At 39.2% G+C, this 21,935-nt stretch carries 26 protein-coding genes; 17 read left to right on the top strand and 9 right to left on the bottom strand.

All coding sequences use genetic code 11. The annotated features are described in order from the left end of the window. Positions 1 to 22 precede the first annotated feature (22 nt). The 4 genes from rnc to coaD form a co-directional block, all read right to left on the bottom strand. On the bottom strand, positions 23 to 727 hold the full coding sequence (gene rnc / locus MSI_RS09730) for a ribonuclease III (protein WP_009106334.1): 705 nt from the start codon (positions 725 to 727) through the stop codon (positions 23 to 25). Between the two features lie 85 nt (positions 728 to 812). After that, entirely contained in the window at positions 813 to 1,052 is a 240-nt protein-coding gene (acpP, locus tag MSI_RS09725; protein ID WP_009106331.1) for an acyl carrier protein, read from the bottom strand. A gap of 16 nt (positions 1,053 to 1,068) precedes the next feature. Next, a complete protein-coding gene (gene rpmF / locus MSI_RS09720; protein WP_009106328.1) occupies positions 1,069 to 1,257 on the bottom strand; it encodes a 50S ribosomal protein L32 in 189 nt (62 codons plus the stop codon). Positions 1,258 to 1,536: 279 nt separating this feature from the next. Then, on the bottom strand, positions 1,537 to 2,022 hold the full coding sequence (coaD, locus tag MSI_RS09715; protein ID WP_009106326.1) for a pantetheine-phosphate adenylyltransferase: 486 nt from the start codon (positions 2,020 to 2,022) through the stop codon (positions 1,537 to 1,539). A 54-nt stretch (positions 2,023 to 2,076) separates the two neighbouring features. On the opposite strand from coaD, the gene MSI_RS09710 reads away from it, so the two are divergent. The 11 genes from MSI_RS09710 (at position 2,077) to MSI_RS09660 (ending at position 12,394) form a co-directional block, all read left to right on the top strand. Beyond that, entirely contained in the window at positions 2,077 to 2,628 is a 552-nt protein-coding gene (locus tag MSI_RS09710; RefSeq protein WP_009106323.1) for a hypothetical protein, read from the top strand. A gap of 86 nt (positions 2,629 to 2,714) precedes the next feature. Beyond that, positions 2,715 to 3,443 carry a HEAT repeat domain-containing protein gene (locus tag MSI_RS09705; protein ID WP_009106321.1) on the top strand — a complete coding sequence of 243 codons (729 nt, stop codon included), beginning with the start codon at positions 2,715 to 2,717 and terminating at the stop codon, positions 3,441 to 3,443. Between the two features lie 91 nt (positions 3,444 to 3,534). Next, on the top strand, positions 3,535 to 4,125 hold the full coding sequence (locus MSI_RS09700) for a nucleoside triphosphate pyrophosphatase (protein ID WP_009106319.1): 591 nt from the start codon (positions 3,535 to 3,537) through the stop codon (positions 4,123 to 4,125). 196 nt (positions 4,126 to 4,321) lie between these two features. Continuing rightward, on the top strand, positions 4,322 to 5,188 hold the full coding sequence (gene rpsB, locus MSI_RS09695; protein ID WP_009106317.1) for a 30S ribosomal protein S2: 867 nt from the start codon (positions 4,322 to 4,324) through the stop codon (positions 5,186 to 5,188). A 3-nt stretch (positions 5,189 to 5,191) separates the two neighbouring features. Continuing rightward, positions 5,192 to 6,025 carry a translation elongation factor Ts gene (gene tsf / locus MSI_RS09690; RefSeq protein WP_009106315.1) on the top strand — a complete coding sequence of 278 codons (834 nt, stop codon included), beginning with the start codon at positions 5,192 to 5,194 and terminating at the stop codon, positions 6,023 to 6,025. A gap of 136 nt (positions 6,026 to 6,161) precedes the next feature. Further along, complete coding sequence (frr, locus tag MSI_RS09685; RefSeq protein ID WP_009106313.1) at positions 6,162 to 6,704, top strand: ribosome recycling factor; 543 nt, start codon at positions 6,162 to 6,164, stop codon at positions 6,702 to 6,704. Next, the gene (gene uppS, locus MSI_RS09680) at positions 6,705 to 7,418 is read left to right on the top strand and encodes a polyprenyl diphosphate synthase (protein ID WP_009106310.1); all 714 of its coding nucleotides are present in this window, start codon (positions 6,705 to 6,707) and stop codon (positions 7,416 to 7,418) included. Then, positions 7,418 to 8,257 (top strand): CDP-archaeol synthase, encoded by an 840-nt coding sequence (locus MSI_RS09675; protein ID WP_009106308.1) that lies wholly within the window; start codon positions 7,418 to 7,420, stop codon positions 8,255 to 8,257. Before uppS ends, MSI_RS09675 begins: the two co-directional genes overlap by 1 nt. Beyond that, positions 8,254 to 9,348, top strand: a complete 1,095-nt coding sequence (gene dxr / locus MSI_RS09670) for a 1-deoxy-D-xylulose-5-phosphate reductoisomerase (protein ID WP_009106306.1) — start codon at positions 8,254 to 8,256, stop codon at positions 9,346 to 9,348. The genes MSI_RS09675 and dxr overlap by 4 nt, the downstream gene beginning before the upstream one ends. 49 nt (positions 9,349 to 9,397) lie before the next feature. Beyond that, the gene (locus tag MSI_RS09665; RefSeq protein WP_081481379.1) at positions 9,398 to 10,465 is read left to right on the top strand and encodes an RIP metalloprotease; all 1,068 of its coding nucleotides are present in this window, start codon (positions 9,398 to 9,400) and stop codon (positions 10,463 to 10,465) included. Between the two features lie 639 nt (positions 10,466 to 11,104). After that, positions 11,105 to 12,394, top strand: a complete 1,290-nt coding sequence (locus MSI_RS09660; RefSeq protein WP_009106302.1) for a DUF5074 domain-containing protein — start codon at positions 11,105 to 11,107, stop codon at positions 12,392 to 12,394. Positions 12,395 to 12,630: 236 nt separating this feature from the next. Here the strand turns inward: MSI_RS09660 and MSI_RS09655 are convergent, their stop codons facing one another. Both MSI_RS09655 and MSI_RS09650 read right to left on the bottom strand, forming a co-directional pair. Then, positions 12,631 to 14,121, bottom strand: coding sequence for a glycogen synthase (locus MSI_RS09655; protein WP_009106299.1), 1,491 nt, complete (start codon positions 14,119 to 14,121; stop codon positions 12,631 to 12,633). Between the two features lie 171 nt (positions 14,122 to 14,292). Beyond that, positions 14,293 to 15,483 carry a pyridoxal phosphate-dependent aminotransferase gene (locus tag MSI_RS09650; RefSeq protein ID WP_009106297.1) on the bottom strand — a complete coding sequence of 397 codons (1,191 nt, stop codon included), beginning with the start codon at positions 15,481 to 15,483 and terminating at the stop codon, positions 14,293 to 14,295. 57 nt (positions 15,484 to 15,540) lie between these two features. Between MSI_RS09650 and MSI_RS09645 the strand changes: the two genes are divergently transcribed. Continuing rightward, on the top strand, positions 15,541 to 16,260 hold the full coding sequence (locus MSI_RS09645) for a DUF6675 family protein (RefSeq protein WP_009106295.1): 720 nt from the start codon (positions 15,541 to 15,543) through the stop codon (positions 16,258 to 16,260). Between the two features lie 25 nt (positions 16,261 to 16,285). Further along, the gene (gene rfbD, locus MSI_RS09640) at positions 16,286 to 17,236 is read left to right on the top strand and encodes a dTDP-4-dehydrorhamnose reductase (protein WP_009106293.1); all 951 of its coding nucleotides are present in this window, start codon (positions 16,286 to 16,288) and stop codon (positions 17,234 to 17,236) included. 201 nt (positions 17,237 to 17,437) lie between these two features. Here rfbD and rfbC read toward each other — a convergent pair whose 3' ends face one another. From rfbC to MSI_RS09625, 3 genes are read right to left on the bottom strand one after another with little or no spacing between them, the layout of a single operon-like run. Then, complete coding sequence (rfbC, locus tag MSI_RS09635; protein ID WP_009106290.1) at positions 17,438 to 18,028, bottom strand: dTDP-4-dehydrorhamnose 3,5-epimerase; 591 nt, start codon at positions 18,026 to 18,028, stop codon at positions 17,438 to 17,440. A gap of 9 nt (positions 18,029 to 18,037) precedes the next feature. Next, positions 18,038 to 18,913: a glucose-1-phosphate thymidylyltransferase RfbA gene (rfbA, locus tag MSI_RS09630; RefSeq protein ID WP_009106288.1), complete on the bottom strand. Its 876-nt coding sequence runs from the start codon at positions 18,911 to 18,913 to the stop codon at positions 18,038 to 18,040. 3 nt (positions 18,914 to 18,916) lie between these two features. Further along, entirely contained in the window at positions 18,917 to 19,972 is a 1,056-nt protein-coding gene (locus MSI_RS09625) for a mannose-1-phosphate guanylyltransferase/mannose-6-phosphate isomerase (RefSeq protein WP_009106285.1), read from the bottom strand. A 141-nt stretch (positions 19,973 to 20,113) separates the two neighbouring features. Here MSI_RS09625 and MSI_RS09620 point away from each other — a divergent pair, with 141 nt between their 5' ends. The 4 genes from MSI_RS09620 to MSI_RS09605 form a co-directional block, all read left to right on the top strand. Then, positions 20,114 to 20,581, top strand: coding sequence for an NlpC/P60 family protein (locus MSI_RS09620; RefSeq protein ID WP_009106284.1), 468 nt, complete (start codon positions 20,114 to 20,116; stop codon positions 20,579 to 20,581). 62 nt (positions 20,582 to 20,643) lie between these two features. Further along, positions 20,644 to 20,823 (top strand): hypothetical protein, encoded by a 180-nt coding sequence (locus MSI_RS09615; RefSeq protein WP_039924665.1) that lies wholly within the window; start codon positions 20,644 to 20,646, stop codon positions 20,821 to 20,823. 7 nt (positions 20,824 to 20,830) lie between these two features. Beyond that, entirely contained in the window at positions 20,831 to 21,604 is a 774-nt protein-coding gene (locus tag MSI_RS09610) for a DUF4469 domain-containing protein (protein ID WP_009106280.1), read from the top strand. 137 nt (positions 21,605 to 21,741) lie between these two features. Then, positions 21,742 to 21,935, top strand: a 194-nt coding sequence (locus MSI_RS09605) for a hypothetical protein (protein ID WP_039924664.1), incomplete at its 3' end; no start/stop codon positions are given.

Genomic DNA, 21,935 nt, shown 5'->3' with positions numbered 1-21,935 from the left:
GCTGAACAGCGCTTTTTTTTATCTAAAACCCCTGGTCTATTGCAAGCTTAGCCGCAGCCTGCTCTGCAGCCTTTTTTGTTTTACCGTGGCAGGGTCCGTATACCTTGTTTCCCAGGTGCACGCAGACGGTAAAAATCTGATCGTGGTCTGGCCCGCTTTTAGATACCAGTTCGTATACAGGACATTCCTTGCTGGTCTTCTGGTAAAGTTCCTGCAGCTGGGTCTTAAAGTCCTTCATGCCGCCGGCCAGTACCTTTTCTATCTCAGGCACAATAAAAGAAAGTACATATTTTTCAGAAGCCTTATAGCCCGAATCCAGGTAATAGGCGCCGATAATTGCTTCCATACAGTCTGCAAGAATGGCAGGCTTAGTACGGCCGCCTGTCATTTCTTCCCCCTTACCCATTTCAAGTAAGCTGTCGATGCCAAGCCTAAGCGCAATGGGAGCCAGAGATTTTTCTGATACAACGGCAGATTTAATCTTTGCCAAATCCCCTTCCGGGTTATCAAGATTATTATACAGGTAAGCTGCCGTAACCATTCCAAGAACAGAGTCGCCTAAAAACTCCAGGCGCTCATTATTCTTTACTTTTTTTTCATTTGTAAGGGAACGGTGATGAAAAGCCTGCTCCAGTAATTCAATTTTTTTAAATTTTATATCAACAGCCTTACAGAAACGTAAAAGCTGACTCTTTCTTTTATCAGTAAGAAGATCTTCTTTTTTCATATTTTTATTATAGAATTATTCGGGCAAAAAAAAAAGCAGTTACCATCAGTAACTGCCTTTCCACAATCTGTTTTAGATGTAAAACTTATTTACCCTGTTCAGATTTGATAAAGTCATAAGCGTCACGAACTGTTTCAAATTCATTAGCTTTCTCATCAGGAATAGATACTCCCAATTCTTCTTCGATAGCGTATACCAATTCATAAGTATCAAGGCTATCTGCTCCAAGATCATTTCTGAAAGAAGAATCAAGAGTGATTTTGCTTTCATCAATTTCCAACTTGTCAGCGATCAATTTCTGGATTTTCTCAAACAATTCGTCCATTTTTTTCTCCTAAGACTTAAGCTTTTGTTTCAGGTGTAATTACTTGACGTCCACGGTAGAAACCGCATTTAGGGCAAACGTGATGTGACTGAACAAGGTTACCGCAGTTGTTGCATTCAACAAGCTGTGGAGCTGTCAATCTCATGTTGATTGTCTGGCGTCTTTTTGTTACTGCCTTTGATGTTTTCGATCTAGGTACTGCCATATATATAACCTCACTTTAATCTGATAAAAATGTAAGTTATAATATAACAATTCCTATCAGCGTGTCAATTCATTATAGCTAAAATTCAAAGTTTGTCAAACAAAAATTAAAATTTTGTCATTTAAAAATGCTTTCGCAGGGGCCGTTCTTTGCTCCGCCGAGAAGGCTCGACGCAAGCAAAGCTTGCTCTGTGTTTTTCTTCCGCGTTGTATCTAACTTATCGCCTTCAATGCTGCACAAAGACCAGCCCCTGCTCTGCATTTTTCTATATTAAAACACCTAATTCAGCTTGCCAAACTTTGCTTTAACAGCTCTTTCTACCAGTGGCGGGACCATGCGGCTGATGTCGCCGTCGAACATGGCCAGTTCTTTTATTGAACTTGATTTAATTACGACATTCTTTTCCTTAGATTGAAGGAAAACTGTTTCTATATCCGGATTAAGCTTACGGTTCATAAGGGCAAGATCGAACTCGTAGGCAAAATCATTTGTTGAGCGAACTCCCCTTATCAAAACGTTGGCACCGATTTTTTTTGCATAGTTTACGACAAGACCTGTGTAAACATGAACTGTTACGTTATCAAGGTCAGAGGTAAGTTCTTCTACCATTTTACGGCGTTCATCTTCTGTGAACATATATTTTTTTTCGGGATTTTCTGAAATCACGACATCAAGGCTGCCAAAAAGTTTCGCTGCCCTCTGAATGATATCAAGATGACCGTTAGTTATAGGATCAAAAGACCCTGCAAATACAGCTTTTACCATAATTCGAAAATATCTTATTTGACGAAAACATACAATAGAGTTAAAATCAATAATATGAAAAGAACTATAATTTTTACAATTGCACTTTTTACATCATTATTTGGTTTCATTTCCTGCGGTTCTGTTCCACAGCAGACTGAAAAGCCTGTTGAAAAAACAGAAACTAAAATCGAAAAACAGCACACCGATGAAGAATATAAACGTTCTATCGGTGAAATTGCAGAAGTTTCAAAGGAAGAATTTATTCAGGATAAAACTGAAATCATAAATATCATTAAAGAACTCCAGAAGATTATGGATAAACAGGATTATCAGGCCTGGCTTCCATATATTTCAAGAAATTCAATTCAGTATTATTCAAGCCCTGTAAATATCAGAAAGGCAAACAAACGCCTTCCGGATAAGACAATCGTTCTTCGCGGACTTGAAGATTACTTTAAGTATATTTTCATTCCTTCAAGAAAACAGAGTAAGGTAGATGAAATCCGTTACATCAATAAGTCTGAGGTAAAGGCTGTTCAGGTTCTTCCTAATAATTCAACAGTAGTTTACTACAACTTTATTCGTGAGGACGGTAAATGGAAAGTAAATATTCCTACTCTTTAAAAGAAAACTTGCCGATAATCTAAATATACTATATAATTTTTAAAGATAAGATGTTTGAATAAAACAGTTTTCCAGGAGGAAAAATAATGAAGCTTTCTAAGAAAGTTCTGGCAGCTATAGCATTGATTTCTGCTCTTAGTTTTGCATTTGCACAGGATGAGACTTCAGTTGAAAATGAATATTTGACTGACGTTGACGGAGATATTATTACAACACTTGCAGAATCAGATGATTTTGAAAATAAATTAGTTGCTCTTCAATATCTGGAAAGCGCTATTGAGGAAGGTAATACATCTCCTGCTGTAATTGCTGCCCTTGACCACCTTGCTGGTGAAGGTATCAATACTCAGTCAAGAACAAACGGACGTCTTACAAACAACTTTTCTTCTGTACGACGTGAAGCCTGCCTTCTTCTTGCTAAAGTACCTTCAGAACACTCAAAAAACACTTTGATTAATATTGCTCTTAATGATAACGAACCAATGGTAATGGCAGCTGCCGTTCAGTCACTTGGAAAAATCGGAATCAACAATAACGATGAAACTGTAGAAGCAATTGCCTTTGCTAACCGCAAAAACCAGACATTAAATCCAACAAGTTCACTTGCCATGGAAGTTCTTAATGCCTACGAAGCACTTGCCGAAACAACTGAAAACAAAAAATCAATGATTGATTCAGTTGCCCGCATTTCTACAGATTATCATTATGTAACACCTGTTCGTCAGAAGGCTTACAGACTTCTTAAAAAACTTTCTCAGGAAAGTAAAAAAGATAGCAGCAGCAAGAAAGACGATTCAGCAAACAAAGCTAATTAGTTTTAATTCTTATAAACAGAACGCTGTCAGAATTGACAGCGTTTTTTTTTGCGTTTAGAATTAAATAAAAAGTATAAAAGGATAAAAAAGTATGGAACCAATTATTTTAGCCTCTTCCTCTCCAAGAAGACAGGAAATTCTTAAGATGCTTAAGATTCCTTTCCGTGTAATAATTCCAAATATTGATGAAACAGTGCTTTCTGCAATTGAAACAGAGCAGATTCCAGAGCTTTTGGCCCGCCAGAAAATCACAGAAGTAATTCATTCCCTGCCCCCTAAACAGGAAATTCCATGGGTTCTTGGAGCAGATACTATTGTAACTCAGAACGGAAAGATTTTTGGAAAGCCTCAGAGTGTTGAAGAAGCAGTTGAATTCCTTAAACTTTTTCAGGGCAACACCCATACAACAATCACTGCCCTGGCCCTTTATAACGGACGTACAAAAAACATCACTACAAGAATCTGTAAAACTCAGGTTACATTTAATCCTATGAGTGAAGAAGAAATTCAGTGGTATGTAGATACCGGTGAGTGGCACGGAGCAGCTGGCGGATACAGAATCCAGAGTCTTGCTTCTATATTTATTAAGAAAATCGAAGGTTCTTACAGCAATGTAATAGGATTGCCTATTTTTGAACTTTACGATATATTAAAGGAACAGGGATATTCTTTACTGGAATAGACCTAAAGGTTCGTTGAACCGATATCATACGCATTCGTCAAGGCACGCTATCGCTTAAAGCCTTGACAAACGCGTTAGCTGTGATAAACAGAAGTTTATCACTATCTTCCGGCCCATTCGGGTACGAGAAACAGAGTTTGGTGGGTAAGCCGCAAAAATAAGCGACAGAAAATTACCCCGTGAAGGAGCGTTACTCATGGCAGTAGTAACAATGAAAAACCTGTTGGAATCTGGAGTTCACTTCGGACATCAGGTAAAACGCTGGGATCCACGTATGAAGAAGTACATCTTCGCAGAACGCAATGGAATCCACATCATCGATTTGCAGAAAACAATCGCTGCAATTAAAGACGGATACGACGAAGTTCGTAAAGTAACAGCTGCAGGAAAATCAATCCTGTTCGTCGGAACTAAAAAACAGGCTCAGCAGGCAGTTCAGAAAGAAGCAGAACGCTGCGGCATGTTCTATGTAAACAACCGCTGGCTTGGTGGTATGCTTACAAACTTCTCTACAATCAAAAAATCACTTCAGCGCCTCAAGAAAATCGAAAAGATGGAAATTGACGGCACATTCGAAAATCTTACAAAGAAAGAAGTAGCTTCTCTCCAGAAGGAAAAGGCTAAACTCGAAAAGAACCTTGGTGGTATTAAAGAAATGAAAGAACTTCCAGGTGCTCTTTTTGTAATCGATACACACAAAGAACAGATTGCAGTTGCAGAAGCACGCAGAATGGGTATCCCAATCATCGCTGTTGTTGATACAAACTGTAACCCAGAAGGAATCGACTTCCCTATTCCTGGTAACGATGACGCTATCCGCGCTATCACTTTGTTCACTTCAATCATTGCTAACGCAGTAATTGAATCAGACAACGAAGCAGGACTTAAGATTCTTGAAAACCTTAACGATGACGAAGAAATCGTTACAGATGCTGCTAACAAGGATGAAGACGAGGAAATCGTAGATTACTCTAACTATCAGCCAACAGAGCAGAAAGAAGAAGATATTGAAGCTGACGAAAAAGACAGCCTCATCGACGAAGACAAAATTTATAAGGACTAAAAAATGGCAGTTACAGCAGCAGACGTAAAAGCTTTGCGTGATAGAACTGGTGCCGGAATGATGGAGTGTAAAAAAGCACTTACAGAATGTAACGGCGATGCAGACGCAGCAGAAAAATTATTGAAAGAAAAGGGACTTGCAGCAGTAGCAAAACGTGCAGAACGCGCTACTTCTGAAGGCCGCCTCTTTATGCGCCAGACAGCAGACAAAATCTACGTTGTAGAAATGACAAGTGAAACAGACTTCGTTGCTAACAACGCAGAATTCGTTGCAATGGGCGAAAAACTTCTTGACCTTACAGTTTCTAAAGGTTACACAGAAGTTACACAGGAACACAAAGACCTTCTTACAGAAGTTGCTACAAAGTTCCGCGAGAACATGTCAGTTGCAAAAGTAGAAGTAATTGACGTTCCTGCAAATGCAGCAGGTGCTTACTACGTTCACAGCGACAACAAAACTGGTGCCGTTGTTGTAGTAAACGGTTCAAATGCAGATGATGTTAAAACATTTGCAAAAGACTGCTGTCTCCACATTGCAGCATTCACACCATCTTATCTTACAAAGAAAGACGTTCCGGAATCTTACATCAACGAGCAGAAAGAAATCTTCCAGGCTCAGATGGATCAGGACGAAAAAATGGCTTCAAAACCACAGAACGTTAAAGACGGTATTCTTCAGGGTAAAGTTAACAAACACCTTGCAGAAATCTGTTTTGAAGATCAGATGTTCGTAAAGGATGACAAAAAATCTGTATCTGCTAAACTCGCAGAAACAGGTAAAGCTGTAGGAGCTACATTGAGCTTCGCAACAGCTAAACTTTACGTATTGGGCAAATAGAAAAATTGCCACACGGAAAAATACCGTGTGGTATTTAAGTAGGTAAAGCTAAAAAATTGCTACATCGCAATTTTTTTTAACGCTTTTCTATAAAACACCGCGAGCTCTGACCGGCTCGCTTACACAGGAGATAGATATGGCAGACATTGAAGAGAAAATGAAAAAAACAATTGAATCTTTGAAGGATTCTTTTAATACAATCAGAACTGGACGTGCAAGTGCCTCTATTTTTGACAAAGTACGTGTAGATTATTACGGAACAAAATCTCCTTTGAACCAGGTTGCAACAATCGCAATTCCTGAAGCACGTTCAGTAATCATTACTCCTTTTGACAAGTCTCTTATCTCGGAAATTGAAAAGGCAATTCAGGCAAGTGACCTTGGTTTGAACCCATCAAACGACGGAAAAGTTATCCGTATTCAGATTCCTGCTCTTACAGCTGACCGCCGCAAGGAACTTGTAAAACAGGCTAAAACTGTGGCAGAAAATTCCCGCACTTCTATCCGTAACCTTCGCCGTGACGGAAACGATGCTCTTAAAAAGCAGCAGAAAGGCGGAGAAATTACAGAAGACGAGCTTAAAACAGAAACAGACAAGCTTCAGAAGCTTACAGATAAATACATTGATGAAATCAATAAAATTTACGACGCTAAAGAAAAGGATATTCTGGCTAACTAAATGACACTTGATTCATCTAAACTGCCTAAACACGTTGCCATCACAATGGATGGTAACGGCCGTTGGGCAACACAAAGAAAACTTCCTCGTACAAGCGGACATAATGAAGGTCTAAAGACTGCCAAACGTATTGTAAAGGCTGCGGCAGATTTGGGAATTGAAAGCCTTACTCTTTATGTTTTTTCTACAGAAAACTGGAAACGCGCTGAACAGGAAGTCGGCTTTTTGATGAATCTTATCCACACTCACCTTAAAGGTGAACTTCAGTTTTACAAAGACAATAAAATCAGAATCAACCACATCGGGGATATGGTTGCTCTTCCTAAAAACATTCAGAAAGATTTAACTGACTGTATGGAAGACACAAAGGATTTTACAAAGCTAAAGCTTAATCTTGCCATTAACTACGGCGGAAGAGATGAAATCCTGCGTGGAATTAAAAATGCTGCAGCAAAAGGCGTAGATTTTAACAGCCTTTCAGAAGCCGAATTTTCAAAATATTTAGACATGCCTGAATGTTCTGATGTAGACTTACTTATCAGAACAGGCGGAGATTTACGTTTAAGTAACTTTTTGCTCTGGCATGTTGCATATTCAGAATTTGTATATACCGATACTCTCTGGCCGGATTATTCGGAAGAAGAGTTTTATAAACATATAGAATCATTCACCAGACGCGAAAGACGTTTTGGTGCAGAGAAGGCAAAGAAGTAATGTCAAAAGTTTTAAAGAGATTGTGTGTATTTTTTATTGGCGTTCCTCTTATTCTTTTTTTAGTTTCATTTTCCTATCAAAGTCATTTAATAATTCAGTGTTTAATTACACTCTTTTCAATATTTGCAGGTTATGAATTCTACAGCATGGTAAGCGCTAAGAATAAGCCGCTTTTCAGTAAATTACTTATTTTAATCTGCACAGGTTTATTGCCGGCAGTATGCTATCTTGCAATTCTTACAAAAACAAATCTTGAAGTTGTTTTCTGGCTTTATATTTTTGAACTTATCGTTCTTTTGGGAATTGAAAGCCTTAAGGCTAAATCTTTTGAACTTTCTTTTGAAAAATTTGCAAACTCGGCTTTTATTATTCTTTACTGCGGATTTTTCATCACTTTTATTTCAAGAATTACAACCCTTAATGAACCTTCATTTATGCTGGCTTTGTATCTGATAATCGTATTTATGTGCGATTCAGGAGCCTGGTTTTTTGGAGTTCTTTTTGGTAAATCAACAAGAGGCATAATTGCGGCAAGTCCTAACAAGAGCCTTGTAGGATTTATCGGAGGAATTCTTTCTTCTGTTGCCAGTGCAATTGTTGTAAAAGAAATTTATCCTGATATTTTCTATCTTTCATACCAGAATCTTGTAATTATTTCACTGATTACTTCAGTAAGCGCAATAATAGGAGATTTAGTTGAATCTGTATTAAAGAGAAGTTTGGACTGCAAGGACAGCGGTACTTTGATTCCAGGCCGCGGTGGAGTTTTAGATTCAATTGACTCTTTACTTATTGCAGCACCTGTTTTCTATATTGCAGTTCAATTCTTGTTCAAATGAAAAGAGTTTTAGTTTTAGGCTGTACCGGTTCAATCGGTACAAATGCAATTAACATTGCAAAAAATATGCCTGCAGATTTTACTGTCTGCGGGCTTCAGGCTCATTCTGCCACAAGCAAAGAAAAACTCAAGGCTTTGGGTAGTGAATATAAGTGTCCTACCCTGCTCACATCAGAAGATAATTCAGAAGAAGCCTTTCAGCGTCTTATAGACCAGTCTAAGCCGGATATCGTTGTAAACGGAATTGCGGGGGCTTCAGGTCTTTTACCAAGTAAAATCGTTTTACAAAATAAAATTGATCTTGCCCTTGCAAATAAAGAAACAATTGTAATGGCAGGTCCTTTAATCAAGGTTTTATCTGCAAAAACAGGTGCCAGACTCCTCCCTGTAGATTCTGAGCATTCTGCCATTTTTAATCTTGTAAACCAGTGCGGCAGAAATAACATTGCAAAAATTGTAATTACGGCAAGCGGCGGACCTTTCCGCGAGTATTCTGCAGACCAGCTTAAAAACGTAACACTTGAGCAGGCACTAAATCACCCTACCTGGAAAATGGGAAAAAAGATTACTATTGATTCTTCAACCCTTGCAAATAAAGGCCTTGAAGTAATTGAAGCAGCTTATCTTTTTGATGCAAAGGCAGAAGACATTCAGGTCCTAGTACACCCTCAGAGTCTTATTCACTCACTTGTTCAGACAAAAGACGGCATGCTTTATGCCCAGATAAGCGATCCTGACATGAAGCATCCGATTTTTGGAGCACTTACCTATCCTGAAAATAAAGAGACCTATCTTGAGCCTTTCAGTCTTTTTGATAAGACAATGACATTTTATAAACCTCGTACAGATGTATTCCCCCTTCTGGACTACGCTTTTGAGTGCGTAAAAAAAGGACTTGGCTATACAATTGCCTTTAATGCAGCAAACGAAGTTGCAGTTGGAGCCTTCCTTGAAAAGAAAATCGGATATCTTGATATTGCAAAAACAGTGCGCGCTGTTCTTGATAAAGATTTTTCTGATGCCCCAAAAGATTTTGATGCTGTATTCCAGACAGATACAAAAGCACGCAGCCTTGCAAAGGAACTTTTATAGATGAAGTGGATTTTAGGTCTTCTCTGTCTTATATTTTTGATTATTTTTCATGAATTCGGCCACTTTATTGCGGCAAAACTTTTTTGGTGTAAAGGTAGAAAGTTTTTCTGTCGGTTTTGGTCCCATTCTTTTTCATAAAACTTTTCATGGAACTGATTACAGAATTTCTCTGTTTCCTTTAGGCGGATACTGCGGCATGAAGGGTGAAAAGGATTTTCAAAAGGCAATAGAAGAAAACCTTAATCAGATTGAAGCAGAGCCTGATTCGCTTTATGGAGTAAATCCATTTAAAAGAGCCCTGATTGGTTTTGCAGGGCCTTTTTTCAATTTTATATTTTCGGTAATTGCCTTCAGCATTATTGCAGGAATCGGCTACACTTATTATACCTATTCAAATAAAATTACGATTGCAACAGAGATTTATCCGGAATTACACTCTGCAGCAGCTGAGGCTGGCATTAAAAGCGGAGATAAAATCATAAGCGTTGCGGGTAAAAAAACAGAAAACTTTAATGACCTTCTGGTAGAAATCTCTTCCCGCCCGGACGAAGATATTTTAATTGAAGTTGACCGCGATGGAGAAAATCTTTCTTTTACTGTTCACTCAGACCTTGATAAAAAGACTGGAAGCGGAAAAATTGGTGTTGTAGCTGATTCAAAAAATGTAATAGAAGTTCAAACACCTGAATACGGCTTTTTTGGAGCAATAGGGGCTGGAATAAAAGAAGCCTTTAATGCTGTAAGTCTTACCTTAAAAAGTCTTACAGTTTTATTTAAGGGAGTTGAAGTAAAGAATGCGGTAAGCGGACCTGCCCGCGTAACAGACATGCTTGGCTCAACAATAAAAGAAGGCTTTGCAGAAAGTGCAAAAATCGGAATCATTAGCACCTTAAGCCTTCTTGCAATCATAAGCGTTTCTCTTTTTATAATGAACCTTCTTCCTATTCCAGTTCTGGATGGTGGATTAATTCTTATTGCTTTAATAGAATTAATTTTACATAAGAAAATCAAGCCAAAAATCCAGTACTTTATACAGATGGTGGGTATAGCCTTTATAGTTTTAATTTTTCTTGTTGGACTTTCAGGAGATATTACTTACTTTACAGCAAAAAAATAGAGGATAATATGAAAAAGTTTTTTTTAGTCCCTTACAGCTTTTACAGCTTTTATTTCAGTTTTAGCTTCACAGTCACATTTTTCAAGCCAAAGTCATCAGGATCAGGTAACAAATATTCAGGCAGTTCCAAATTCAACAGGCTGGGATACTGCATACTTTACTTCCGGAGAGGATGGTTTCATTGTACGCTGGGGAGAAGATAATCTTGGCGAACACTATCAGATTAGTGATGTTGGAATAAAACTTCTTGCAGTAAGTCCTAACGGAAATGATATTGCAGTTTATGAAACAGACGGAGGTTCTGTAAATAAGGTCAGCGTATGGGACTGGAAAACACTTACCAGAAAATATCAGAAAAATTTTACAGACTCAATTACTTCCCTGAAATTTTCTGCAAAGGGAAATTACCTTATTATTGGAACAGCAACTGTTGACGGAGCAATTTTTATCCGTACTGCAAGCTGGACAATCATTGATAAAATCAAGGCTAACACAAGCATTGTAAACTATATCCATACTTCAGAATCGGAAAAGACTGTCGTTTTTTATTCACCAGCGGGAACTCTTTCTTACTTTAACCTTACAAGCGGCACTCTTAAGCAGAAATTTCCAGTAATTCAGGGACTTTCAAATCCTGTAATGTTCAATAACAACATCTTTCTTGCGGGAATTAAGGACAATACAATTTACGTTTTGAATGCTTTTAAGGGAACAACAATCACATCTATTTCTGCACAGAATCCAATAATTCTTTCTTCTGATAAGGACAGGAATTTTTACTATCTGGAATATGATGGACGAAATAACTACGAGCTTAAAATGCTTGAAGTTCAGGAAGATAACAAACTTTCTAACCCCCGACTTGTAAAAACCTTCAGAGGCCCCCGCGGAGATGCTGCAATCTGTGTCGGAACTAAAAATCTTGCAGATTTATATCTTGGCGGCAGAAACGGTTCTGTTTATAAGGCTGATATTGAACCAACCTCTACAACTCAGAACTTTAACCAGATTACAGAAAATAAATATAAGAAAATTTATGATATTACAGAAACAGGCAAAGACTTCTTCTTCCTTACAGATGAAAAGCTTTACCGTTCTGACTATGCGACAGGAATTCCGGAAACTGTCTGTACAACACAAGGCCATAATCAGGTTATTTCGCTTAATGAAAGTAATGTAATTTTGTGGGCAAAATCTTCACGCTCGCCAGTAATCATAAAAAATCTTGAAAGTCAGGCAGAAGAGGTTCTTTTTACTCCAAAATCTTCGCTTCAGAATGTGCGCTATTTTAAGAAAGGTGAAAAAGATTACATTGTAGAAATTGAAAGTAACAGCGAAGTAAGCATTTTTGATTTTGAAACAAAAACTTTGAAGGAAGTATATTCTGGAACAGGTATTCAGGATGCAGTTCTTGCAAATAACGGAAACCTTTATGTTGCAAAGTCTGCAGCCTCTAACCCTCAGGTGCCGCTTTTGTGCGTAAATCCTGAAACACTGGAGACAGTTCCTCTTGGAGTAAAGGGTAATGTTGCCTACGCTTTAAGCATTAAAGATAATATGATTTACGGAATTAATCTTGTTTCGGATGAAAGTGGAAAAACTACTTATGTATTCAGTTTTGATATTGAAACAAAGATGCTGACAAATATCCTACGTTTTTCTAATGAAGATTCGGATGTTTTTACATATCTTAAGGGGGGAAACCTCTTCACAAATATCGGAAAGAATAAGGTTTACTGCTATAATCTTTCTTCTAAAAAACGCTTTGCCTATAACCGCTCGGCAAGTATTCCGGTAGATATCTGCCAGAATAAGAATCAGGTTGTAATTCTGAACTCAAACGGAAGCATTTCATGGTGTTCGCCAACCAGCCAGACTTTGCAGGCAGACTGGTATTTGAACTCTGATGAACAGTGGTTTGAATTTTAAAAAAACTCTCAGTCGAGATGGGGATTTAAAAACCGCGAGATACCGCGCTACATGCTGTTTGTATAATAAAAATAATTTTTTTACAAAAACAATGCGCGAGCGAAGATGCGGATTCAAAGTGCTTCGCAAGGAGCGAGCGAAGCGAGTCAAATACCAAATACCTTGCGCTGGCACTTTGAAATACGCATCATAGCGGGAGCATTGTTTTTGTTAACGCAATTATATTTTCTTTAATTTTATTTCCAGTCTGCAGTGTTTATGCCACAGCCCTTCAGAAGCGCCTGTGAGTATACGTCTAAGTAACCGTTTACGCTCTGTTCCCAGCTAAAGTTTTTCTGCATGCCTTTTTTCTGCATCTTCTTTATATGGTCTTTCTGATTGTAATAAGCGTACATTGCCCAGCCTACGGTGTCGTAAATGGCTCCAGGAGTAAGGGCGTCAAAGAGGAAGCCGGTTCCTTCTCCAGTCTGTTCATTGTACTGTTCTACGGTATCGGCAAGGCCACCGGTGCGGCGAACGATTGGCAGAGTTCCGTAAAGCATAGAATACATCTGATTTAAACCGCATGGCTCGTAGCGGCTTGGCATAAGGAAGAAGTCACTACCCGCTTCAATCAAATGGCTGAGTTTTTCATCATAGCCTAGTTTTGCCTTAAAGTTTGGAAGCTTTGCTTCAAGAGCCTGAATTTCTTCTTCGCACCATTTTTCTCCGCTTCCCAAAAGGACAAACTGAAGACCAAGGTTATTACAAAGACTGTAAAGACAGCCGTAACCAGGTCCGAATACTTCTGCAATACCCTTCTGGTCGGCAAGCCGGGTAACCATACCTACAATAGGAAGGTTTGGAACTTCTGGAAGGCCGAAAACGCTCTGAAGTTCTTTCTTACACTTAGCCTTTCCGCTAAGATCTTTATAATCAAAGGTTGCAGGAAGAAGCTTATCTGTTTTTGGATTCCAGGTTTCAAGGTCGCAACCGTTTAGAACTCCGCGGACTGCATCACTACGAACACGGATAAGACCGTCAAGTCCGAAACCACCTTCAGGAGTACTCATTTCCCAAGCATAGGTTGGAGAAACTGTTGTAATCATATCTGAGCAGGAAATACCGGCCTGCAAAAAGTTAAAGGCTCCGTTATGTTCAAGTCCTGCACCATAATAAAGATTCCAGTCAAGACCAAGAGCCGGGAACTTATCTTTTGCGTAAACTCCCTGATAGCCAAGGTTATGAATTGTAAGGACAGAAGCTGTATGGGCAAAATAGCCGTTACGGCATACGTTTCTAAGGAGGACTGGAATTAGACAGGTGAACCAGTCGTGGGCATGCATGATATCAGGATACCAGCCAAGATAGCGGCAGAGTTCAAAAGCACCATGGCAGAGGACTGCGGCACGGTAAGGGTTATCGCCAAAATCAGGCTCCCATTTGGTTCCGTAAATACCGTCCCGTCCGTAGCAGCCTTCGTGGTCAATAAAGTAAACAGGTACCTTGCTGTCTGGTAAAACTGATTCATAGAATTTTACCCAGGTTGGCTCTGTTCCTGCATGTACTTTGATTGCGGCTTCTATAGGTTTTAGCTTTGCCCGGTCAATTTTATAATAGCGGGGCATGACAATTCGAACATCATGTCCAAGTTTTTTTAAGTTCAATGAAAGAGCAGAAACTGCATCGGCAAGTCCGCCGGTTTTTGCAAAAGGCACAGCCTCTGATGTTACCATTAAAATCTTCATTTAATCCTCCTGTTTAATTAAAATGGCTCTCAGTCGCAGAGTAAGGTTCAAAACCGCGCGGTACCGCGCTACATGCTATTTTTGTAAGGAAAGTATTATATGCGCCGCTAGCGCGGCAGACAAAAATAGAATGTTTTTGAACCTTGCTCTGCTCCTTAGCGCCTGTTTTATTTAGTTATGTTCAGCAGCTTTTTTAAATGCCTCGCGGCTGTTTAAAATTGTTTCTTCGCTGCAGCAATAGGCAATTCTAAACCAGCCCTTTCCGCCAAAACCGCTTCCCGGGGCACAAAGAATATTAAATTCCTTCATGTGGTTTACAAAAGCCATATCATCATCATGCCATTTATCAGGGCACTTTACCCACAAATAAAAGGCGCCTTCAGGTTTTACATATTTCAGCCCGGCATAGTCCATAACTTCGCAGATTTCGCGGGAACGTTTTTCGTAAAGACTGTAATCACAGTCTGCATCCCATGATTTTGTAAGAACGCGCTGGAAAAAGGCAGGGGCATTTACATAGCCTAAAATGCGGGTTGAAAAAATAATAGCTGAAACAAGCTCCTTTGCTTCCGGGCAGGCAGGATTTATAGCAACATAACCGATACGTTCCCCCGGTAGGCTGAGGTTTTTGGCAAAACTTGTACCAATTACACAGTATTCGTATTTATCAAAAACAGAAGCAACCTTTGCTCCGTTATAAGTGATGGCACGGTAAGGTTCATCACAGATGATATAAGGATAGCGGCCTGTTTTTTTACCGTGAGCCTTAAGAACCTGGACAAGAGCCTTAATTTCATCATCAGAATAAATGCGGCCAGTCGGATTGTTTGGAGAGTTTATAATAATTGCAGCAGTTTTTTCATTCAAAGCAGTCGCAACGTTATCTGCATTCAGCGAAAAATCATCATTTGTTTTTACACGAACAATTTCTCCGCCGTGATTATGAATATAATGGTCGTATTCAACAAAATATGGAGTTGGAACAAGAACTTCATCCCCCGGGTTCAAGAGAGCTTTTAATGTTGAATTCAACGCCCCGGCAGCACCAACCTGCATCACAACATTTTCAAAAGGAACTTCAAGCCCCTGTTCTATAGAAGTTTTTTTTGCCATTGCAGCACGGGTTTCAGGATAACCGGCATTGGGCATATAACCGTGGCAAAGATGACTTTCAGACTCGCATACTTCCTTAATCGCATTAAGAACCTTTGCAGGCGGATCAAGGTCCGGGTTTCCGAGTGAAAAATCATAAACATTTTCTGCGCCGAATTTCTTTTTAAGGGCAGCACCTTCTTCAAACATCTTGCGGATTACACCGCTAGACGGGCTTTCAACTAAACTTTTAATGTTGCACGAAATCATGATGTACTATTATAGCACAGAATTGCATAGAAGTTAGTATTATTTTATAATAGAGGCATGAAAAAAATAAAAATTTTACTCGCCCTGCTTTTTGCAGCATCATCAATTTTTGCAAATCCTTTTAATGAAAAACTTACCCAGGAAGAAAAAGATAAACTGGCTCAAGGCGAAATCTTAATCAGAAACATTGACTACACTAAAAATATGGTATTTATGGAAGGAGTGTCTGAAAAAGGTGATTTTCTTTTAAAGACTGTAAAAGACGTAAAGCCAAAATACCTTGCAGAAGTAATTCAGGTAAAGCCTTATAAGGGAAACGAAAATTATGCAGAGGTTCTGAATCAGCTTCTTTACAGAGTAGAAGATTTTACAAATATTCCTTACATTTCTAACGGCGGGGATGAATATCTCCTTTATGATTCTGCAGAAATCCTTACACAGACAAAAGATGGTGAAAGAACAAACCTTCAGGTTCACATGTATATGGAGCCCTTTGGTGATGTAAATCAGGATATGAATATCTATAAAAGCAGTGATTCTGAGCTTTTGTATACGGCAAAAAATACAAACAAGCTTCGCTATCTTGATAAGTTTGACTGCCTCTGGCCGGAAAAAATGTTGATTACAATCTATTTATTCCGCGACGGCGATAACTGGGTTTTCTATTCTGTTGGCGGGGTAAATGCACCTCACGTACCTTTCTTTACTGACAGAATCAGACGCTCTTTTATAAGAAGAATTACAACTTTCTGCGATTTTATTTTCAAACAGTTTTAAATGATTTTATCGATTTGGGGGAAATATGATTTGGGTTATCGGAAATAAGGGAATGCTTGGCAGCGAAGTTTGCCGCCAGCTTGAAGAAAAAAAATATAACTGGGTGGGAACTGACCGCGAAGTTGACATTACAAGCATGGACGCTCTGGAAGGCTTTGCTGAATCGGTTGAAACAAATGCCTACTTCCCGTCAAAAATCTCTCACAAAGACAGAAAAATCACCTGGATAATTAACTGTTCTGCCTACACTAACGTAGAAAAAGCTGAGGAAGAAACTGAGCTTGCAGCAAAGCTTAATGAAGACGGACCTCGCAATATTGCCCGCGTTGCAAGAAAAATAGGGGCTAAATTAATTCACATAAGTACAGATTATGTATTTGGCGGTAACGGAAGCCAGCCTTATAATGAAGATGATGCAAAAAATCCTCTTGGAGTTTATGGAAAGACAAAGCTTGCGGGTGAAGTTGCAATTCAGAAAGAAATGAATACCTATTACATTGTGAGAACAGCCTGGCTTTACGGCTTTGACGGAAAGAACTTTGTTTATACAATGACTAAGGTTATGAACAGCCACGACCAGATTAAGGTTGTTGATGACCAGAAAGGTACTCCAACCTGCGCGCCTGATCTTGCTGATAGCCTTCTTAAATTTATTGAAAAAAATGAAGGAGCAAAATCGCTTATTGGTAAGCATAGTGCCCCGGCCTACGGTATATACCATTTTACCAACGGCGGAGAAACTAACTGGCATGATTTTGCCTGTGAGATTTACAGACTGGGTAAGAAGTACGGAAGAATTACAGGTGAATGTGTGGTAAATGCCTGTTCTACGGAAGAATATGGGGCTAAGGTTGAGCGCCCGGCATATTCGGTATTGTCGAAAGATAAGATTATTAAGGAATTGAAAATAAAGATACCTGAATGGCAGGTAAGCCTTGAAAAGTTCATAAAAAATGAAAGGTTTAATCCACTTTAATAGTTAAGTTTAAAAAAAAGGCTTTCGCATAGAACCGTTCTTTGCTTCGCCGAGAGTCCTCGACGCAAGCTTCGCTTGCTCTGTATTTTAATTCCGCGTTGAATTGCAACGATCGGACTCAATGCTACGCAAATAACGAACCTATGCTACGCCTTTTTTGATTAAAATTACCTAATCGGTTAACGAATCATTTTTATCTGCTTATTTACCTATCCACTTACCTTTCATATCAAAATACCGGTTTTCCAAAGAGAAAGCCGGGTTTTTTTTGTCTTTTTCACTCAGGTTTGCATTTTGAGTAATTCCCGGGCATACAGATTCCCAGTCGATGGCAATGGCGGGGTCATTCCACATCAGGCCGCCTTCGTCTTCGGGGTGGTAGAAGTCGGTGCATTTGTAGGCGAAGGTTGCAGTTTCTGTTAGGACGCAGAAGCCGTGGGCAAAGCCCTGGGGAATATAGAACATATTCTGCTTATCACTGTCAAGAATGACACCATAGTATTTACCGAAAGTTGCACTGCCTACGCGAAGGTCAACAGCAACATCGTAAACCTTGCCTTCCAGGGCACGCACAAGTTTTCCCTGCGGGTGAAGGGTCTGATAATGAAGTCCACGCAGTACATTTTTTGTAGACTTAGACTGATTATCCTGAACAAACTTCATAGTAAGACCTGCGGCGTTAAAATCACGTTCGCTGTAAGTTTCTAAAAAGTAGCCGCGGTTATCACCAAAAATCTTGGGCTGAATTTCATAAAGCCCTTCTATTTCGCATTTTTTGAATTCAAATGACATGATTTCCTCTTACCTGCTGTTTGCAATAAATTCCAGATAGCGGCCGTAATCAGTTTTATAGCCTTTTGCAAGCTCAAGAATCTGATCTTTTGTAATCCAGCCGTTAGCAAAGGCAATTTCTTCTATACAGCTTACATAGAGTCCCTGACGCTTTTCAATTGTGGCAATAAAATTACTTGCTTCAAGAAGACCGTCATAAGTTCCAGTGTCGAGCCAGGCCATTCCGCGGCCTAAAAGTTCAACCTTAAGCTCTTTGCGGGCAAGGTATTCATTGTTTACGGCAGTAATTTCAATTTCACCGCGGGCAGAAGGCTTAACGTTAGCGGCAATATCTACGACTGAATTATCATAGAAATAAAGACCGGGAACAGCGTAATTTGATTTAGGATTAGCAGGTTTTTCTTCAATGCCAAGGGCGTTACCCTGCTTGTCAAACTCAACAACACCGTAAGCTGTAGGATCTGCTACGTAATAACCGAAAATTACAGCACCTTTATGAGTGCGTACTTTTTCTGCTGCAGATTTAAGGGTTTTAGAAAAAGACTGGCCGTAGAAAATGTTGTCTCCAAGAACAAGGGCAACATCATCAGAGCCGATAAAATCTTTACCTACGATAAAAGCATCTGCAAGGCCGCGGGGCTTATCCTGAACGGCATATTCGAACTTCATTCCAAGCCAGGTTCCGTCACCAAAAAGTTCCTTAAAGCAAGGAAGATCGCGTGGTGTTGAAATAATGAGCACTTCACGGATTCCTGCCAGCATAAGAACGCTGAGCGGATAGTAAATCATTGGCTTGTCGTAGAGGGGCAGAATCTGCTTGCTTACGGCTTTTGTAATAGGATAAAGGCGTGTACCAGATCCGCCTGCAAGAATAATACCTTTCATTTTCTATTTCCTCTGTTTTAAGGTTTCTGTAACTTTTTTAACGTCCTGAATCTTATCCATTGCAGAAATCAAAAGTCCATCAGGGCTGTCTACTACAACAAGATTTTCAAGACCAATTACGGCTACAGGGCGGCCGGTCTCGCTTCTGATATAGGATTTTTTTGCATCAAGGACAATAACGTCGCCTTTTGTAACGTTTTCATTATCATCTTTTTCAGAAATGTCATACAGGGCAGACCAGGAACCAACATCATCCCAGCCGGCATTTAGTTTTACAATGCGGCCCTTATCAGTTTTTTCCATTACGGCGTAGTCAATGGAATCGCCTTTAATCTGACCAAAGGCTTCTGCATCCAGGCGGATAAAATCTGTGTCAATTTTTGCTTTTTCATAAGAAGAAACAGAAAGTTCAGCCATTTCTGGGCTGTGCTTTTTAAGTTCTTCTACAAAAACTCCTGGGCGGAAAACAAACATACCGCTGTTCCAGGCATATTCGCCGCTTGCAAGATATTCCTGAGCCTTTTCCAGACAAGGTTTTTCTACAAAACGTTCAAGCTGGAATACATCGCCCTGAGCAGAACCGGCCTTTACATAACCATAGCCTGTTGATGGGAATGTCGGAACAATTCCAAATGTAACAAGAGTGTTATTATCGTAAGCATCTTTTGCAGCCACTGTAACAGCCTTCTGGAAAGCTGCAACATCGCGGATAACGTGATCGCTTGGAAGGATAATTACAACGCAATCCTTATCCTGCTTAAGAGCCGCCATACAGGCAGCGGCAATTGCAGGGGCAGTATTTTTAGCCATAGGTTCAAGAATAATTGTAGGCTTAGTATCACTAACCTCGCCCACCTGCTGGCTTACAAGAAATCTATGTCCTTCTCCGCAGGAAACAATAGGATTACCAAGTTCCAGCCCCTGAAGGCGAAGCAAAGTCTCCTGAATCATAGTTTTTTCAGATACCAGCGGCAAAAACTGCTTTGGATGGTCATTTACAGAAAGCGGCCAGAGACGAGTACCAGCCCCACCGCTAAGAATGATTGGAATAATTTTCATAAAGTATATTATAACGAAAAAGTGGGATTCTAACAAATGAAATTAAGTATATAAAGTAATTTTCAAAATCTAATAAAAGTACGAGTTTTTCAACCTCATATTTCTGCTATCTTTAGCCCATCAACAAAAACAGGAGGTCTTATGAAAGACTATTCAAAAGAAGCAGAAGAAAATCTGAAAAAGTATTCGGATTTTCTGGAAGTACAGGGCTGCGGCAAGGTGGAAATGTTCCACAATTTGCTGGCAGAATTTAACGGCACCCCTTATGTGTGGGGTGACGAAACAACAGAAAGCAGCGACTGTTCTGGGACTGTATGTGCAAGCCTGAATGCTCTTTATAAAAAGAACATTCGCGTAACTGCAGATTCTCTTTACAGAAACTATTTTACTGCTCCTGCCGAAGATTATGAAGGCATACAGGCAGCCTTCTTGTTGAACAAAGACGGTAAAGCCATTCATGTTGCCGGCTACATGGGAAAAGGCCTGTTCTTAAACGAATCAAGCCTTGAAGAGCATGGCGGTACCCCGCGCACACTTTCAGAACTAAAAAAAATGTATTCCCCTTACTTATTAACAAGACGAAAACTTAAGGAGGGTAAATGGGCATAAATCTGATACAAAGTACATTCCGGCAGCTGTTCATACTTGTACTCAAGAGGATTATATATCTTGTGGCAAAACTTATCAGCTTTAAGGGACTTGCTTTTGTGGTCGGCTGTTTTTTTCTAAAGTGCGGGATAATTTCTGGCGTTGTGTGGTGTTCACTCGTTTTTGGAATTATCGCAAACCGCACAGGAAAACAGATAATGTCAAACATCGAAATCAAAAAATCAGAAACAACAGGAGAATAAGTAAATAATGAATATTAATACACTTGCACAGGAAAACATTGAATACAAATCATATAAACTGCCAATCCGCCTCTACCCTACAAAAATGCGTGAATCAGAAGATGGAAAGGTAAAGTATCACGCAAAGACCATGTTCCGAAACAGAATTAATATGGAAGATATTGCTAAAGATCTGATTGTAACCGGCGTAATTGGAGATGAAAATTCTTTAGAAATTGTAAACATCTGGAATAAGCTTAATGCCGCAATGATTGACCGTATTCTTAACGGAGCAGTCGTTGATTTTGGAATTGGTGTCCTTTATGCAAAAATTCAGGGAAGTTTTGATTCAAAGCAGTCAGAATTTGATCCCTCAAAACATTTTATAGACATTGGTTTCAGAACAAACAAAGAAACAAAGGAAATTGCAGCTACAGTTCGTCCTGTAATTGGTCAGGGAAATACCCTTAAACCGGAACTTATTGAGGTGTTCGATATAGAAAGTGGAAAAAACGGTGTATTCACACCTGGCGGACAGCTTGTCATTAAGGGCAAGAATCTTTTTATTACCGGAACAAATGAAGATGTTGGACTTTATTTTGTAAACCAGGAAACAAAAGATGAAGTGTGCATCAAGACTGATAAAATGGCAAAGAATGGAACTTCAGAAATTATCTGTTCTGTACCAGCTTCTTTAGAATCCGGAGTTTACTGTCTCATGATTAAAACACAAAAATCAAAACAGAATCCGACAAAAGAAACTGTATGTGAGCTGTTTGATAAGACCTTTATAATCGAATAAATGCCTGATTAAATCATAAAGCAGCTGTAGTTATGTTTAAAATAAATGCAGCTGCTTTTTATAAATAACTGTTATATTTATTTATAACAATCCGATATATATATTAGATAAATAGAATTAAAAAAAGGAGAAAACAAATGACAAAAGTTCTTATTTTTGGTTTTACACAAAATCAAGTGGTGTTTTTAACACCAGTAGTCAATTACATTCTTGGTGAATGCAAAATTTTTACGCTAAATGATGCAATTGAAATTACAAAATCACAAGAACCTTATGATGCAATTCTTATTAACAGTGCCATGCACTTTTGGGAACTAGATTTTGCGCTTAC

Source organism: Treponema sp. JC4 (genome assembly GCF_000260795.1).
Classification (GTDB): domain Bacteria; phylum Spirochaetota; class Spirochaetia; order Treponematales; family Treponemataceae; genus Treponema_D.
This window is presented reverse-complemented; position numbering and strand designations above follow the sequence as displayed.

Coding starts and splice junctions, on each gene's coding strand:
- dxr (WP_009106306.1), top strand. CDS start 8,254: ATGAAAAGAGTTTTAGTTTTAGGCTGTACCGGTTCAATCGGTACAAAT.
- MSI_RS09625 (WP_009106285.1), bottom strand. CDS start 19,972: ATGAAAATTATTCCAATCATTCTTAGCGGTGGGGCTGGTACTCGTCTC.
- rfbD (WP_009106293.1), top strand. CDS start 16,286: ATGATTTGGGTTATCGGAAATAAGGGAATGCTTGGCAGCGAAGTTTGC.
- MSI_RS09660 (WP_009106302.1), top strand. CDS start 11,105: ATGTTCAATAACAACATCTTTCTTGCGGGAATTAAGGACAATACAATT.
- MSI_RS09705 (WP_009106321.1), top strand. CDS start 2,715: ATGAAGCTTTCTAAGAAAGTTCTGGCAGCTATAGCATTGATTTCTGCT.
- MSI_RS09655 (WP_009106299.1), bottom strand. CDS start 14,121: ATGAAGATTTTAATGGTAACATCAGAGGCTGTGCCTTTTGCAAAAACC.
- MSI_RS09665 (WP_081481379.1), top strand. CDS start 9,398: ATGAATTCGGCCACTTTATTGCGGCAAAACTTTTTTGGTGTAAAGGTA.
- MSI_RS09610 (WP_009106280.1), top strand. CDS start 20,831: ATGAATATTAATACACTTGCACAGGAAAACATTGAATACAAATCATAT.
- rpmF (WP_009106328.1), bottom strand. CDS start 1,257: ATGGCAGTACCTAGATCGAAAACATCAAAGGCAGTAACAAAAAGACGC.
- MSI_RS09700 (WP_009106319.1), top strand. CDS start 3,535: ATGGAACCAATTATTTTAGCCTCTTCCTCTCCAAGAAGACAGGAAATT.
- rpsB (WP_009106317.1), top strand. CDS start 4,322: ATGGCAGTAGTAACAATGAAAAACCTGTTGGAATCTGGAGTTCACTTC.
- MSI_RS09710 (WP_009106323.1), top strand. CDS start 2,077: ATGAAAAGAACTATAATTTTTACAATTGCACTTTTTACATCATTATTT.
- tsf (WP_009106315.1), top strand. CDS start 5,192: ATGGCAGTTACAGCAGCAGACGTAAAAGCTTTGCGTGATAGAACTGGT.
- uppS (WP_009106310.1), top strand. CDS start 6,705: ATGACACTTGATTCATCTAAACTGCCTAAACACGTTGCCATCACAATG.
- MSI_RS09620 (WP_009106284.1), top strand. CDS start 20,114: ATGAAAGACTATTCAAAAGAAGCAGAAGAAAATCTGAAAAAGTATTCG.
- rnc (WP_009106334.1), bottom strand. CDS start 727: ATGAAAAAAGAAGATCTTCTTACTGATAAAAGAAAGAGTCAGCTTTTA.
- MSI_RS09645 (WP_009106295.1), top strand. CDS start 15,541: ATGAAAAAAATAAAAATTTTACTCGCCCTGCTTTTTGCAGCATCATCA.
- MSI_RS09650 (WP_009106297.1), bottom strand. CDS start 15,483: ATGATTTCGTGCAACATTAAAAGTTTAGTTGAAAGCCCGTCTAGCGGT.
- rfbA (WP_009106288.1), bottom strand. CDS start 18,913: ATGAAAGGTATTATTCTTGCAGGCGGATCTGGTACACGCCTTTATCCT.
- frr (WP_009106313.1), top strand. CDS start 6,162: ATGGCAGACATTGAAGAGAAAATGAAAAAAACAATTGAATCTTTGAAG.
- MSI_RS09675 (WP_009106308.1), top strand. CDS start 7,418: ATGTCAAAAGTTTTAAAGAGATTGTGTGTATTTTTTATTGGCGTTCCT.
- rfbC (WP_009106290.1), bottom strand. CDS start 18,028: ATGTCATTTGAATTCAAAAAATGCGAAATAGAAGGGCTTTATGAAATT.
- acpP (WP_009106331.1), bottom strand. CDS start 1,052: ATGGACGAATTGTTTGAGAAAATCCAGAAATTGATCGCTGACAAGTTG.
- coaD (WP_009106326.1), bottom strand. CDS start 2,022: ATGGTAAAAGCTGTATTTGCAGGGTCTTTTGATCCTATAACTAACGGT.